At 58.8% G+C, this 14,017-nt stretch carries 12 protein-coding genes; 6 read left to right on the forward strand and 6 right to left on the reverse strand.

Going from position 1 to position 14,017, the window contains the following annotated elements; translation table 11 throughout:
- Positions 1 to 927 precede the first annotated feature (927 nt).
- The gene (locus AC6I6L_RS18230) at positions 928 to 1,995 is read left to right on the forward strand and encodes a TAXI family TRAP transporter solute-binding subunit (RefSeq protein WP_497919177.1); all 1,068 of its coding nucleotides are present in this window, start codon (positions 928 to 930) and stop codon (positions 1,993 to 1,995) included.
- A 64-nt stretch (positions 1,996 to 2,059) separates the two neighbouring features.
- Positions 2,060 to 2,296, forward strand: a complete 237-nt coding sequence (locus AC6I6L_RS18235) for a hypothetical protein (protein WP_497919178.1) — start codon at positions 2,060 to 2,062, stop codon at positions 2,294 to 2,296.
- Between the two features lie 251 nt (positions 2,297 to 2,547).
- Here the strand turns inward: AC6I6L_RS18235 and AC6I6L_RS18240 are convergent, their stop codons facing one another.
- Positions 2,548 to 3,564 (reverse strand): Ldh family oxidoreductase, encoded by a 1,017-nt coding sequence (locus AC6I6L_RS18240; RefSeq protein ID WP_497919179.1) that lies wholly within the window; start codon positions 3,562 to 3,564, stop codon positions 2,548 to 2,550.
- A gap of 329 nt (positions 3,565 to 3,893) precedes the next feature.
- On the opposite strand from AC6I6L_RS18240, the gene AC6I6L_RS18245 reads away from it, so the two are divergent.
- Positions 3,894 to 5,156: an MFS transporter gene (locus AC6I6L_RS18245; RefSeq protein ID WP_497919180.1), complete on the forward strand. Its 1,263-nt coding sequence runs from the start codon at positions 3,894 to 3,896 to the stop codon at positions 5,154 to 5,156.
- Positions 5,157 to 5,404: 248 nt separating this feature from the next.
- On the opposite strand, the gene AC6I6L_RS18250 is transcribed toward AC6I6L_RS18245, so the two are convergent.
- Both AC6I6L_RS18250 and AC6I6L_RS18255 read right to left on the reverse strand, forming a co-directional pair.
- Complete coding sequence (locus AC6I6L_RS18250) at positions 5,405 to 6,568, reverse strand: UxaA family hydrolase (RefSeq protein WP_497919181.1); 1,164 nt, start codon at positions 6,566 to 6,568, stop codon at positions 5,405 to 5,407.
- Positions 6,568 to 6,885 carry a UxaA family hydrolase gene (locus AC6I6L_RS18255; RefSeq protein WP_497919182.1) on the reverse strand — a complete coding sequence of 106 codons (318 nt, stop codon included), beginning with the start codon at positions 6,883 to 6,885 and terminating at the stop codon, positions 6,568 to 6,570. Before AC6I6L_RS18255 ends, AC6I6L_RS18250 begins: the two co-directional genes overlap by 1 nt.
- Before the next feature lie 156 nt (positions 6,886 to 7,041).
- On the opposite strand from AC6I6L_RS18255, the gene AC6I6L_RS18260 reads away from it, so the two are divergent.
- Both AC6I6L_RS18260 and AC6I6L_RS18265 read left to right on the forward strand, forming a co-directional pair.
- Positions 7,042 to 7,407, forward strand: a complete 366-nt coding sequence (locus AC6I6L_RS18260) for a succinate dehydrogenase/fumarate reductase transmembrane subunit (protein ID WP_497919183.1) — start codon at positions 7,042 to 7,044, stop codon at positions 7,405 to 7,407.
- Positions 7,407 to 7,739 carry a succinate dehydrogenase/fumarate reductase transmembrane subunit gene (locus tag AC6I6L_RS18265; RefSeq protein ID WP_497919184.1) on the forward strand — a complete coding sequence of 111 codons (333 nt, stop codon included), beginning with the start codon at positions 7,407 to 7,409 and terminating at the stop codon, positions 7,737 to 7,739. The genes AC6I6L_RS18260 and AC6I6L_RS18265 overlap by 1 nt, the downstream gene beginning before the upstream one ends.
- Before the next feature lie 107 nt (positions 7,740 to 7,846).
- On the opposite strand, the gene AC6I6L_RS18270 is transcribed toward AC6I6L_RS18265, so the two are convergent.
- Together AC6I6L_RS18270 and AC6I6L_RS18275 are read right to left on the reverse strand one after the other, a co-directional pair.
- Positions 7,847 to 8,578, reverse strand: coding sequence for a succinate dehydrogenase/fumarate reductase iron-sulfur subunit (locus AC6I6L_RS18270; RefSeq protein WP_497919185.1), 732 nt, complete (start codon positions 8,576 to 8,578; stop codon positions 7,847 to 7,849).
- A 43-nt stretch (positions 8,579 to 8,621) separates the two neighbouring features.
- The gene (locus AC6I6L_RS18275; RefSeq protein ID WP_497919186.1) at positions 8,622 to 10,346 is read right to left on the reverse strand and encodes an FAD-binding protein; all 1,725 of its coding nucleotides are present in this window, start codon (positions 10,344 to 10,346) and stop codon (positions 8,622 to 8,624) included.
- A gap of 130 nt (positions 10,347 to 10,476) precedes the next feature.
- On the opposite strand from AC6I6L_RS18275, the gene argH reads away from it, so the two are divergent.
- The gene (gene argH / locus AC6I6L_RS18280) at positions 10,477 to 11,979 is read left to right on the forward strand and encodes an argininosuccinate lyase (RefSeq protein WP_497919187.1); all 1,503 of its coding nucleotides are present in this window, start codon (positions 10,477 to 10,479) and stop codon (positions 11,977 to 11,979) included.
- Positions 11,980 to 12,034: 55 nt separating this feature from the next.
- Here the strand turns inward: argH and ggt are convergent, their stop codons facing one another.
- The gene (ggt, locus tag AC6I6L_RS18285) at positions 12,035 to 13,660 is read right to left on the reverse strand and encodes a gamma-glutamyltransferase (RefSeq protein ID WP_497919188.1); all 1,626 of its coding nucleotides are present in this window, start codon (positions 13,658 to 13,660) and stop codon (positions 12,035 to 12,037) included.
- Positions 13,661 to 14,017 lie beyond the last annotated feature (357 nt).

The raw sequence follows: 14,017 nt of genomic DNA on the forward strand, positions 1-14,017 counted from the left end.
GAATCGTTCACAATAGCCTATCTTATAATTGACGGTTCGATTCAGCTGCGTAGTAGACAGTATCTATCGAGTTGCTTCCCGGAGAGACGGATAGTGGATCGACAGAACGGGCACAGATAGAACGAACAACTGTCCGTAACAAATCGACAATGGTCGGCACGGATCGATGGAGAAATGTACGACGATCGCGGATTCGACGATCGTCAAACTGAGATCACCAGTTTGCATCGACGTACCGCGGTGTGTCCGATAGTTCGGATCGTTCGGTTACAGTATCTCACCGTCCCCCATCGTCCCAAGACGAGTATCAATAGTAGCCAGCTCTCTGTCTCATTCGTCTCTATCGATAACCCGTTTTCATTGCACATACGTGGGCGCACGTCGCGACAGCTCGTATTCGAAACGATTGCATCTAAAAAACCCACCACTGCTGATTGTAGATCGGACCTCGGTACGACGAGCGCAATCTATCCCTGTCCACGACGCCATCGTTTATATAATCCTCTTGAAACCAGAATCCAATACGAACATTTATTTACAATCCCACATAATCGTCAGGTGCTCCATGTTAGGATTTGACATTGACGTCCTTGCACTCGTACCAATGGAGTTGTTGTTCGTATTCGTATTCGGGGTCCTACCGATTCTGAACACGCTACGAAACGAAGGAGTACGGAGCCGATACGAGTGGCTACTCATGGGCATCATAGCCAGTGGGGCGGTCCTGACATGGATCGTAGACAGTACAATCAGTCGAACCCAATTCAACGTCTGGATCACGTTAGGAGTGATGGCCGTCGGACTCCTGTTGTACCTGCGCCTGATGCGTAGCCGAGGCCAGCTCCACGAGGAACCAGAAATGGGCGGTACGAGTTACGAGTAACAGTTGCAGTGGAAACGACGAATACAGTGGAAGACAATTTAACAATGAACGACAATACAGTCAACCGACGTAACATGCTCGGCATGTTGGGTGCTGCGGGCATAGCCGGCATCGCAGGGTGTACAGAGGACGATATCAACAGTGACGCGGATTCGGGGAACGGAGACGGGAACGGCGGCGATATGGTCCAGGGAGATGTCATGCTCCAGACGGCGGCCGGATCGCCCGGCGGTACTGGATACGTCATTATGACCTCGATGCTCGCCGCAGCGTCTGCAGCGAATCCAGACCTCGGGTACAACGTCCTTCCTGGGGGATGGCTCGGAAACAACAACCGACTGCAGGATCAAGAGATCGATATGGGTCACACGACGGTCGTCGCCGCGACACTGGCGGCAACCGGGCAAGACCCGTACGACGAGGAAGGCTGGGATATTCCACCGTCGAATATCCGATCCGTGCTGAACGATCAATCGGAGCAATTTTACTACGTGCTCACACAGCCGGACTTCCCGTACGACTCTCTCCAGGAGGCGGCTGACGACGAATACCCGATCGAGGTGATGAATCAGGCTGATGGAACGTTCGGCGGCTTCGTGTGGGATACAGTGCTCAACGAAGCCGACTACGGGCAGGAACAGATCGAGGATTACGGCGGCCGATTCGTCCGAACGGAGTGGGACGACGCGGCGGAAATGTTCCTCGACAACGACCTCGATGCCATACTGGCAGTCAGTGGCCGATCAGTCGGCTGGCTCGAAAACATCGCGGCGACGCGCGAACCGAACTTCCTCGACTGGACCGAAGACGACCAGGAGTTCTTCCAGGAGAACTACGGTCTCAGCCCGCACACACTAGAATCGGGTGGGCTGCCCGGTCTCGAACGCGAACTGAACACGATGATCGACGGCGGACACATCGCAACCCACGTCGGTGTCCCCGAGGAGTCGATCAAGATGTTCGTTTCGGGCGTTATCGAAGAGGCGGAGCAGGCGGCATCGTCCACCGACACCCTGCAAATGTTCGAGGCAAGCGAAGCGATGCACGAGGACACGCCGTTCGAGCTGCATCCGGGCGCAGTACAGGCATACGAAGACGCTGGTCTGATGTAGACGAGGCGGTTGGCCGCACATTCCCCGCCGTGAAACTAAAGTGGTTATAACACAGAGAAAACACATGGTAAACTTAGAAGATTGGGACTTCCCCATTCCGGATCCGATTATCTTGGCATGGCTCTCGCTACTCGAGGCGCTCGTCTGGGGCGGGGCGATACTATTCGCGGTCGCAATATTTTATTCGGGGGGATTCATTTCGCTCCCGTTCTCACCGAACGGTGCGATCGTCGTGGGAGGACTGCTTCTCCTGTTCGCCGTAATCACAGCACTACGACTGAAATATAATAACGTGTACTAGCCCCCCGAACGCTCGAGCGGCCACTGACGGTCAGTGGCGACGGGGACTTGCGTAATTTGGACCCAGGATCGCTCGTTCGGACTTCTGTACATCGTCTCCACCAAAACCACAGACCGATCGCGGTCTCACCGAAAAATCGTTACAAGAGACCGTATCAGTACACAGACGAGCATCACTCAACAGCCGAGACAGGCGATAATTTCTACCCAACACGGAGATCGATCAGTAGCCCGTTCGGCGGACCGCATCCGTTACTGGTGCTCCTCCGATTCGTCCGCGATAGCGCACACTGTCTCCCAGAGCTCCTCGTCGATCGTGATCGTCTCGGCGTCGGCTTCACGTTGTACTGTCCGTTCTCCTGGTAGACGGACACCATCAATACCTGAAGCAGTATCCTCGTTCTTGAGAGTGGCGAGGAACTCGCTCGCCTCGTCTACAAACGCTTCGCCGCCCAACGCAGCGGGATCGATCGCGATGAAGAGATCGCCTTTCGTGCACGGATCTTCAGTGTGGTACGTCCCCGTAACGTCTCTACCCATGGCTGCACCGACCAGCCCACCGGCGAGGATTTCGACCGCGATTGCCAGCCCGGATCCTTTCGGTCCGCCGAACGGGAGGATCGTTCCGTCGAGCGCCGCTTCCGGGTCGGTCGTCGGTTCCCCGTTAGCATCGAGTGCGACGCCGTCGGGAATCGTCTCACCCGCTTCGCGTTTTTGTAACACCGTCCCGCGAGCGATGGCTGACGTGCTCATATCCAGGTTAAATGGGGGCTCCGTCGGAAGCCCGATCGCGATCGGGTTCGTTCCGAGAACCGCATCTGCGCCACCGTACGGTGGCATCGCCGGTTCGGTGTTCGTCATTCCGATACCGATGTATCCGTCGGAACGTGCTTGTCCCGTGTAGTAGCCGAGCATTCCGAGGTGGTTGCTGTTGTGAACCCCGACAGCACCGATTCCGTGTGTATCCGCTCGGTCCATCGCCATCCCTATCGCTGTCGCCGCGGTGACCGGTCCCGGCCGTGAACCCCCATCGATCGTCGCCGTCGCGCCCGACTCACGGACCGGTTCGATCGTTCCATTCGGATCGACGTTCCCGTGTTCGATTCCGCGAACGTACCGTGGTAAACGAAGCAGTCCGTGTGATCCTTTCCCGGATGCGTCCGCGGTGACGAGAACCTCGGCAACCAACGCCGCATCGTCTTCGTGGAGGCCGCTTGCGCGAAACGCCTCCGTAGCGATTCGCTCCGCCCGATCGCGGTCGATTTCCATCAGACATCCCCTCCGGTTCGGAGGCCGGTCTCCCGACAGTCGATCCACCACCTGTGTGCTCGACGACAGCATCTCGAGCGGACCGTTGAGTTTACTCGGTCGAAAGGCGGAGTAGTGGTCGAAGCCTGCACTGACAGTCGAACAGTCATACCTCGCAATGTATCGTCATTCCACATAAATCATCGGTCAGCTATGGCACGATTCGCGGACCGGGATGTTTCGTTATTCGTCGCGAACCTCCCCGCCGCACTGACGACCGAGTGAGTTCTCCGTCCACCGGGAACCTAATAATATATATACGATATTACTGTTTTTCTGTATAGAGCTTCATGCGAACGTTGGAGTCGATCGTCGGTGACGACGGTGTCGTCCTGTACGACTCGAATTTCCAACTGCTCTTACTATCGACCGTGTTTCCGATTCTCGGGACAGCGCTGGTCTCGCCCGTACTAGACTCGATGATCGACCCCCTCGGAGCTTCTCCCGGGAACATCGGGTTAGTGATCTCGTTCGTTACGGCACCGGCAATCGTCGTCATCCCGATCTCGGGGGTGCTTGCCGACAGGTTCGGTCGAAAGCCGATGTTGGTCGCTGGACTGCTGTTGTTCGGTGCGGGTGGGTCGGCCATCGCGCTGACGACCGATTTCCGAACTGTCCTCGCGTTGCGCTTCGTCCAGGGGGTCGGATTCGGGAGCATCGTTCCGATCGTCACGGCGAGCATCGGAGATATGTACGATGCCGAGCGAGAAGTGACGGGACAGGGACTCAGAATGACGGTAAACGGGCTCAGTGCGACCGTCTTTCCGCTGCTTGCCGGAGCGTTAGTTGGACTGGCCTGGCAGTACCCGTTCTTACTGTACGCCGCTGCGTTTCCGGTCGCGGCGATCGTCTCCGTGCGGTTCAGGGAGCCGGCTGGTGACGCCGACGAGACGGAGACAGATGGGGCCACTTACCGCCGTGCACTGGGTAGCCTCGTCCGACGACCGCGCGTATCCTCGCTACTCGTCGCGCGATCGTTGCCGCTGTCCGTCTGGGTTGGGTTCTTGACGTACAATTCGCTCGTCGTCGTTCGGGTAATGGACGGAACGCCGTTTCAGGCCGGAATCTTGGTCGCTGTGGGAAGTCTCGTCTTCGCCGTCGGAGCCAGCCAGGTCGGACGGATACTCCGCTGGTTCGGGACCAAATTCTACCCGCTCATTATCGCGAACCTCTCGTTGGCTGTCGGATGTATCGGCTTTCTCTTCACGCCGTGGACGGCTCTTGCGGTGGTCTGGGTCGCACTGATCGGCGCTGGGTTCGGTATCTCCATCTCGCTGTATCGAAGCTATATGACGGAATGTGCACCCGGTTCACTCCGCGCAGGGGTCGTAAGTCTCGGGGCCGCAGGTGCCCGCATAACGGCGACGGTGACGCCGATCGCGATAGGGTTCGTTATCGACGTTTCGACGCCGGCACTCGGCGAGACGTTCGCCCTCCAGGTGGCGGGTATCGGCGCCGCGTTCGTCGGCGGGGGCGGTAGCATCTTCTGTCTCCTCGTCGCGTCCGTCTCGGAGCCCGGACCAAACGATTACGAGGAATTCGAAATCGACTAACGGTTTTCAGATCAAATAAAACGGCCTGCCGTACCGACGTACTGGATCACCGTAGATGCGCATGTACACCGAACCCGTTTCACTTGGGAGTGAACGACGGACAATCGATCGTACGAACGGATCGACGTGATGCCTCCTCACGAATCGTTTTCCGATCGGTAAAATAGGGCGTCTCGGGCGGTAGATTACCCCGAGACGAACGGAGAGGAAGTCCCAACGACTGAATGCCAGAGGCCGTCCGCGAAGTGTTACGTCGAGGGACCGATGCGGTGGATCGCGAACTGACTCTCGCCGAGGACTTCACTCAGCGTGAGTTTGCCGTTGACGACGTCGAGGATTTCCTCCCAGAGCTGATCGGTCGCCCACTCGGTCGTCTGATCACCGACGAGTGCCTCGCTGACGTCCACGTCGGTCTCCTCGGGCACGCGCTCTGCGCTGCCGGGGTTGCCCGTGATCTTGATCGTCGGCATGACCGCGTTCGAGAGCGTGTGGCCCTGACCGGTCGAGATGATCATGAAGTGAGCGCCGCCGGCACCGATCCCGGTGACCGACTCCGCGCCGTGGCCGGGCGTGTCCATGATGTACATCCCGCTTTCTTCGGGGATCTTCTCGCTGTAGTCGACCAGATCCTGGATCGGGCCGTCGCCGGACTTGACGAGCGCGCCGAGGGCCTTCTCCTCGATCGTCGTCAGGCCGCCGTCCATGTTGTCAGGCGTCGGCTGTGCGCCGCGGACGTCGTAGCCCGTTGCCTGCAATCGCTTCTCCCAGTTCTCGACGTACTCGAGGATCTTCTGGGCGACGTCGTCGTTGACGGCTCGCTCGGCCAGTCCTTCCTCGCCGCCGAAGAACTCCGGCGTTTCCGCGAAGACGGCGCGGCCGCCCTCGTCGATCAGTCGCCAGGCAGCGCCCGCGGTCGCCTTGTGCTGGCAGAGACCGCTCGTGGTGTCGGAGGTCGCGCAGTTGATCCCGAAGGTGAGATTCGAGACGTCGTGGGGCTGGCGCTGCTGTGCGCTCGCGTCCTGGACCATCTCCTGGGCGGCGTCGACCGTCGCCTTGAGACCGTTCATCACGCCCTTCTCATCGTGGATGTTGACGCTCGCACTCGGGCGGCCCGTCTCCGCGACGTCCGCTGCGAGTTCGTCACCGTCGACGATCTCGCCGGCGTGGGCGACGATCACCGCGCCGTAGGTGTTCGGGTGCGTGGCGTATCCCAGAAGCGTTCGGTAGGTCTGGAACACGTCGGGTTTCGTCTGGCACCGACCCAGCGGGTGCGTGATCGGAATCGCGTCGTCGACGATGTCCGCCGCTCGTTTTACCGTATCGTTCGCGTACGGTGCCGTCGCGATGATCGGGACGAAGTTTCGAATGCCAATACTGCCGTCGTCTCGTTCGTATCCGAGAAAATCAGTCATTATTCGCTCACCACTGCTGTATCGTCCGACAGGTCGCCACGGCCGTAGTTACTGTCGACGTTGTGGGCATGAACCCACTCGCCGGCCTCGATATCCGTGCTCGCATAGCCAATACTCAGCCCGTACTTGTAAACCGTCTCGCCCTCCGCGAGGTCCTCGAGGGCGACCTTGTGCCCGAACGGGATGTCTTCGTCGACGGTGACGGTAACGACTTCACCACTGCGATCGATATCGACTGTCTCACCGGCGTCGACGTCGCGAATCGCCGTCGCGACGTTGTCCTCCGGTTCGACAACGATCATATATCTGTCTGCCATGGTCCACTGTGGGATTCCGAATAGACGGACATATAGTTTGCGGTAGCATACCACAGCGGATCTCCGCCGAGAGCTCCCACGGTCGATTCCCCGCCCAGCGGTCAGTTCCACCGAAATCATCAATACCCTGGACTCGGAATGACGGTATACGTGAGCATGGATACATCCATAAACGAGAGCGGAGTTACGTACCGCCGGCGAGTGAGCGACCTCAAAAGCTGGCTAACGTACGCTCCGGAACACGTCGCTTTCGCACTGCACCGTATTACCGGGTGGCTCCTTCTCGGTTGGGTCGGCGTCCACCTCGCTATTCCCGCCGCGGGACCTAACAGCGTGTATCTCCCCGAGTCGACGACGGTAACGGTATTTGTAATTGCAGTACTCGTGTTCCACGGCTTCAACGGAGTGCGACTGATCGCAGCGGAGTTGTTCGGCGTCGGTCTCTCACAGGCGCGAAGGGTGTTCTACGGTACCCTGGTCGCTTCGGCGGCGCTCGTCTTCCTCGCGGGGGTGTCGCTGTAATGACCGCAAGTACCGTCGAGACGCGATCGCCAAGCGACGTGGGGTACTCGGCGTGGGTGTTACACCGGTTGAGTGCGCTCGCACTCGTCGTCCTGCTGGCGATCCACGTGGGAGTACAACTGTTTCCACAGTACGGATTTACGATCGTGGTCGATCTGAATCTCTACCAGCCGCTGCTAACGGCGACGCTCGGTCTGGTACTGCTCCACGGCTTTCTTGGCGTCCGCGCGACGGTCCTCGAAACCTCGATCGGAGCCGGGAGCAAACGGGCGCTCGTCTGGCTCGTTGGCCTCGCGTTTCTGGCGCTGTTGGTCCTTCGGCTGACGGGCTGAAACTCAGAATTAAACCGAAATCGCTGGGATTGTGCCGAGGGCTTTGCGGTCGTGCCGACGGTTCGCGACTCGCGTTGACGATTCTCCTCGAGTATCCCCGCGTGTGGTCAGTCGCTCGACGTGAGCTTCTGTTTTAGACCGTGTTTCACGGCTTCGCGTTTGAGATGCTGAATGCCTTCAGAGACGGGAATGTCCTTCGGGCAGACGCGCGTACAGTTTGCTTGCGTATGACAACTCCAGACGCCATCCGATTCCATGAGCCGTTCGAGCCGTTCTTCGGTCTTCGAATCGCGGGGATCTTTAATCATCTTCAGAGCCTTGTTAATCGCCGCCGGGCCGATGTAGTTCTCGCCGGCAACGCTGCAACTCGAGTAACACGCCCCACAACCGACACAGTCCGTCCGGGGTTCGATCATCTCCTGTTCGCCTGACTCGGGGTCCATTACCGCTACGTCGGACTCACGGTCCAAGTCGTCGGATTCGAAGGACGGTGCGATCTCACGAAACGTATCGAAAAACGGTTCCATGTCGACGGCGAGGTCTTTGATCACCGGCAGATTGAATAGCGGCTGGACGCGTACCGAACCTCCGGCGAGGTCACTCACTGGGGTCTGGCACGCCAGACGAGCGGAGCCGTTGATCGCCATACAGCAACTCCCGCAAACGCCCTGTCGACACGAAAACCGAAACGAGAGATTTTCGCCCTTGTCCTCTTGAATATGAAAGAGCGCGTCCAGTACCGACGTCGACGGGTAGATCGGTACGTCGTACGATTCGAAACGGCGTTGTTCGTTCGTTTCCGGGTCGTATCGGTGTACGTCAAATGTTCGGTGTTCCATAATCGGTGTTAGTGGTTGTCATTCGTTAATCTTTGCACCGGCGCTACGACTGGACGATCGGTCCTTCGTCGACGTCACCGGGTTCGATCGACGTCAGCTCGACCGGTTCGGTCCACATATCGACGGTCGAGTCGTTCTTTGTCATGTAGATGTTTTTCAGCCAGTTCTCGTCGTCGCGCTCGGGGAAATCACTGCGATAGTGTGCACCTCGGCTTTCGGTCCGCTTTAGGCCGCTCTTGGCGACGAGTTCCGCGATGGTTGCCAGGTTCTCGACGTCCATGACGTGATTCCACTCGAGATTGTATCGTCGGCTTCCGGTGACGCCGACATCGTCCAGTCGATCGTGAATGCTCCTGATCCGTTCGATTCCCTCCTGAAGACGATCGCCATCTCGGACGACGCCGACGTACTCCCACATCGTTTCCTCGAGTTCGGTTCGGAGGTCGTAGACGTCCTGATCGGCGTCGCGATCCAGCGGTTCGGTGACGCGCTCGACGATCTCCTCGACCTGCGAGTCGTCGTAGGGAACCCGCTCTCGGTCGTCGATGAACTCTCCGATCGCATCCCCGGCCCGTGATCCAAAGACGGTGGAGTTGACGACGCCGTTGCCGCCGAGACGGTTCCCGCCGTGGACCCCGCCGGTGTCCTCCCCGGCGGCGAACAGACCGGGAACGTTCGTCCGACACGAGTCGTCGATCGCAATGCCACCCATGTGGTAGTGAGCGGTGGGACTGACCTCTACGCGCTGGGTCGAGAGGTCCTGGCCGACGTTGCGCGTTCGATCGGTCATCCCCGGAAAGTTCTCCTCGACCAGTTCCTTGCCGAGGTGAGTCGCGTCCAACCAGACGCCACCGTTTTCGGTACCGCGACCGTCCATCGCTTCCTGATAGGCGGCTCGCGAAACGATATCTCGGGTTGCCCGTTCCATGTCTTCGGGTGCGTACTTTTCCATGAACCGCTCGTCCTCCGAATTGTAGAGATGTGCGCCGGCACCGCGGATGCCTTCTTCGAGAACGCCGCCGGTGAGTTTCGTGTTCCCGGCGAGGATACCGGTCGGATGGTACTGCATCATCTCCATGTCGAGGAACTCCGCGCCGGCGCGGAAAGCCATCGCTTGCCCGTCGGCTGTCTTTTCCAGCGCGGGGGTCGAAATTTTGTACATCGCGGCCCCAGCGCCGGTTGCGAGCAGAACCGCCTTGGCACTCACCGCGGTGAACGTTCCGGATCGGATATCCAGCACGAGACAGCCGACGACCTCGCCGTCCCGGGTGAGAAGATCGACAGCCCGGGTCTCTTCCATGATGTCGACGTTCCGGGTGAGCAACTCGTCACGGAGCTTTGTCATGATCTCTATCCCCGTCAGGTCTCCCTTGTGAACGGTCCGATCGAACGATTGGCCCGCAAACGGTTTCTGGTGGATGTGACCATCGTCGTCGCGGTCGAAGGCGACCCCGTACTCGTTTTCGAGTTCGCGAATGATTTCTGGCGCCCCCTCCACGAGCGCGCGGGCCAACCGCTGATTGTTCAGGAACTTCCCGCCAACGACGGTGTCAGTGAAGTGGCGGTCGATCGAGTCATCCGGATGCAAGACGGCGTTATATCCACCCTGGACCATTCGGGTGCAACCACTCTTCCCGGCGAGTTTCTTGACGACCAGCGAGATATCGAGATCTTCGGCCGCGTCGTCAGCGTGCAGTGCGCCGAAAAGGCCCGCCCCACCAGCACCGACGACTAACAGATCCGTCTGATGATGATTAACCGCTACCATGCTACATTATGCGGAGAGGGGGAGCTATTTCAATGTTTATATTTTCAGCACACGGTCCCCAAATATCATCAGTGGCGCGTACTATCATGTAACCTAGTACTTAATACGGACGGTGACCGTTGTCAGAGTGATGGCACCAGACGAAAGTATCTCTCGTGACCGATTAGAAGCCGCGCCGGGCGAAATTTACACCGAAACGATCGAGGAGCCAGTGTACGAGTTCAAACGCGAACGCTATTACGAACATCTCCTCGATACGAACGTCGCCTGGACGATCATGCTCGTCGAAACGGATCTGATCGCCGAGAGCGACGGTCGACAACTGCTTTCGGCGATCGAAGACCTTCGCGATATCGGTCCCGAGGCGCTCGGAGAGTACAATCCCGAGTACGAGTATTTTTATTCGCACATGGAGCAACGTCTTATCGAACGGGTTGGAGAGGACATCGCCGGAAACATCAACATCGGCCGAACCCGGCCGGAGCCGCTGGCCCGAATGGAATCTCGTGAGCAACTCGTCCGAGTTATCGAACTCGTAAACTCCCTCCGGAGTACGTTGCTCGACATCGCTGAACGCGAAATCGAGACCGTGATGCCCCAGTGGACGCACTACCAGCACGCACAGGTCTCGACGGTTGCCCACTATTTGCTCGGTATCCAGGATTCCCTTGAACGCGATGTCCAGCGGCTATTCGACGCGTACGAGACCGTCGACGAGTCCACGCTGGGTTGTGGGGCGCTTGCCGGGTCGTCGTATCCCCTCGATCGACAGCTGGTTGCCGATCTGCTCGGCTTCGACGGGTACAAACAGAACACGATCGACTGCGTGTCAGGCGGAGACCACCTCATGCACCCGGCTTCGGCGCTCGCCACGACGATGATCACGCTGAGCCGGTTCTGTGAAGACCTCTATACGTGGCACACCTGGGAGTTCGATTTCATCGAAATCGGGGACGAGTACTCCGGTTCGAGCAGCTTGATGCCCCAGAAAAAGAATCCGTACCCGTTCGAGTACGTCCGCGCACGCGCGGCCCAGGTTAGCGCAAAGATGGAGTCAGTCCACACGACGCTGCACAACACGAACTTCCAGGACATCAAAGACGTCGAAGAGGACGGCGTGTATCCGCTTTTCGAGGCGTTCGACGAGACGATTCGATCGATCCGATTGCTCGAGGGCACGGTACAGTCAGCCGAGTTCAAAGAAGATGAAATGATAGAGCGGGCCGCAGAAGGGTTCGCATCCTGTACGGAACTGGCTGCTGTCCTCCACCGGAACACCGACCTCTCGTACCGAACGACTCACAAAATCGTCGGTGACATGGTCCTTCGTTCGCTCAAGCGCGACCTCGACGCGACGGAGGTCGGTGCCGAAATCGTCAACGAATCCGCACAGGAGGTCGTCGGATACGAGCTCGGTATCGACGACGAACTGGTCGAATCGGCGCTCGACCCCGTTTCGTTCGTCGAACACCACGATATCGACGGCGGACCGGCACCGAAAGCCGTCGAACGGGCGATCGGTGACAGCCGAGCAACGCTCGATGCCGATCGAGCCAGATGCAACCAACTCGAAGAGGCGATCGAGGAGGGAGCGTCCCTCAGAGGAGAATACAAGGAAGCGATTCTCGAGTGATTTCGGTCCCGTCGAATCCGTTTCGGTCGATTAGAAGCCGATCACTGTCGATCGATTAGAAGCCGATCGCCACGCCGTCTTTTCGCGGGTCGGTCGCCGCCGAAAGGACGTTTCCGTCGCGTCGTGCGATCTGTGCGCCGCCGAATTCGTCGGGCGTTTCCACGCGGACGTCGTGTCCCATCCGTGCGAGTTTCGAGAGCGTTTCTCCGTCCATCGTTCCCTCAGCTGCCAGCGCTCCGGACTCGCGGTACTTCCATCGCGGCCGATCGAGCGCCTCCTGCAGCGGGAGGTCGCAGTCGATAACGTTCGAGAGAATCTGTAAGTGGCCCTGCGGCTGCATGTATCCGCCCATGACACCAAAGGATGCCCAGTCGTTCGGGCCGAAATTGACGATTGCAGGGACGAGCGTGTGGAACGGTCGTTTCCCCGGCTCGAGGGAGTTCGGATGATTCGGATCGAGTGAAAATGACCCGCCTCGGTTTTGAAGCGCGATTCCGGTATCGCCGGCGACGAGCCCGCTCCCGAAGCCCTTGTACCGGGAGTTGATGAAAGAGACGACGTTACCGGCGTCGTCTGCGACCGTCAACAGGACCGTATCCGCGTTTTCACCGTGAGAATCCGGCATTCCGACGGAGACGTCCTGTTGGGGACTCTCCGAGACTTCTGTCGCCCGTTTCGTCGCGTACTCTTTCGAATGCAGCGGTGGAACCGGTTCGAAACCGGGATCAGTGATGTAGTGATGACCATCGTGGAACGCGATCTTCATGCTCTCGACGAGGTGATGAATGCGTTCGGGGGATCCGACCTCGTATCGATCGACGTCGAGCTCCTCCGCGATGTTGAGCGCTTCGAGAGCGATCATTCCCTGGTTGTTTGGCGGGAGTTCGTAGACTTCGGCACCGTTGTACGTCGTCGAGATCGGATCGAGAATTTCGGGTTCGAATCCGCGGAGGTCATCCTGTCGCAAGAACCCCCCCTTCGACTGAACCTCGTCGACGATCTCGGCGCCGATTTCGCCCTCGTAAAGGGCGTCGGCACCGCGCTCTGCGATCGTTGCTAACGACGTCGCGAGTTTGGGAAACGTTACGTGCTGGCCGGTTTCGGGCGGCTTATCGTCGAAGAGATACGCCTCACGCGCGTGTGGGTCCGTAAAGAGGGTATCCGCTGCTGACCACCAGTCCGCGATGACTTCCGAGACCGGGTATCCGTCGCGCGCGTACGTTATTGCCGGTTCGAGGACATCGGCAAGCGTCAGTCTTCCCCACTTATCGACGGTGAGTTCCCACCCACGTGCGGTCCCCGGGACGGTGACCGTCTGTGCACCACGGTGGGGCATCGATACCGAGTCGGGCGAGTCAGTTGTATCACGACTGACCGCTTCCCTGACGTTTTCGATCGTCGCATACTCGGGCGCGTAGCCACAACTTCGCATCGCTCCGACCTCCCCGCCACTCGTTTTGAAAAGGCTGAAAACGTCCCCGCCTAGTCCCGTCGCGACGGGTTCGACAACGTTGAGCGTCGCGGCAACTGCGACTGCAGCATCGAACGCGTTACCGCCATGCTGGAGGATTCGTACGCCTGCCTGTGCCGCGAGCGGTTGACTTGTTGCAACGATTCCGGTCGGTGCGTACACCGTCGACCGACGGGACTGGAACCGATCGAGATTGGGCTTTGAAACCATGCCACACAATTAGTGTCCGATGAAATAATTGTACTGCTCGGTCGCCGTCCCAGACAGGGAGTCGACACCGGCCGGAACAGTCGAATCGATACCAGATCGGTCGCCATCCATCGGAATCGCCACTCGTCACTGCCAGACTAATTCGATGTGGTCGAACAGAGAGCACGTCGGTGTCTGACAGAAGATACCGCTTCAATACACCATACAGCACACCCGTTCGCTGTCCGCGCGGTTGACACCGAGGGATGCAGTCTGGACCGTCACTGCAAACACCAAGATCATGTGATTGATTACCAGGGGCTTCGAGCAGGGCGTGGAATCCGGCGACACTAATTCCACTGGACGCAGCCGAATCAC

It is taken from the genome of Halosolutus sp. DAT137, assembly GCF_059736405.1.

Excerpts from the sequence above, each read along its gene's own strand:
- AC6I6L_RS18245 (WP_497919180.1), top strand. The coding sequence starts at position 3,894 with ATGCGAACGTTGGAGTCGATCGTCGGTGACGACGGTGTCGTCCTGTAC.
- AC6I6L_RS18230 (WP_497919177.1), top strand. The coding sequence starts at position 928 with ATGAACGACAATACAGTCAACCGACGTAACATGCTCGGCATGTTGGGT.
- AC6I6L_RS18255 (WP_497919182.1), bottom strand. The coding sequence starts at position 6,885 with ATGGCAGACAGATATATGATCGTTGTCGAACCGGAGGACAACGTCGCG.
- AC6I6L_RS18250 (WP_497919181.1), bottom strand. The coding sequence starts at position 6,568 with ATGACTGATTTTCTCGGATACGAACGAGACGACGGCAGTATTGGCATT.
- AC6I6L_RS18270 (WP_497919185.1), bottom strand. The coding sequence starts at position 8,578 with ATGGAACACCGAACATTTGACGTACACCGATACGACCCGGAAACGAAC.
- AC6I6L_RS18275 (WP_497919186.1), bottom strand. The coding sequence starts at position 10,346 with ATGGTAGCGGTTAATCATCATCAGACGGATCTGTTAGTCGTCGGTGCT.
- argH (WP_497919187.1), top strand. The coding sequence starts at position 10,477 with ATGGCACCAGACGAAAGTATCTCTCGTGACCGATTAGAAGCCGCGCCG.
- AC6I6L_RS18240 (WP_497919179.1), bottom strand. The coding sequence starts at position 3,564 with ATGGAAATCGACCGCGATCGGGCGGAGCGAATCGCTACGGAGGCGTTT.
- AC6I6L_RS18235 (WP_497919178.1), top strand. The coding sequence starts at position 2,060 with ATGGTAAACTTAGAAGATTGGGACTTCCCCATTCCGGATCCGATTATC.
- AC6I6L_RS18260 (WP_497919183.1), top strand. The coding sequence starts at position 7,042 with ATGGATACATCCATAAACGAGAGCGGAGTTACGTACCGCCGGCGAGTG.
- AC6I6L_RS18265 (WP_497919184.1), top strand. The coding sequence starts at position 7,407 with ATGACCGCAAGTACCGTCGAGACGCGATCGCCAAGCGACGTGGGGTAC.
- ggt (WP_497919188.1), bottom strand. The coding sequence starts at position 13,660 with ATGGTTTCAAAGCCCAATCTCGATCGGTTCCAGTCCCGTCGGTCGACG.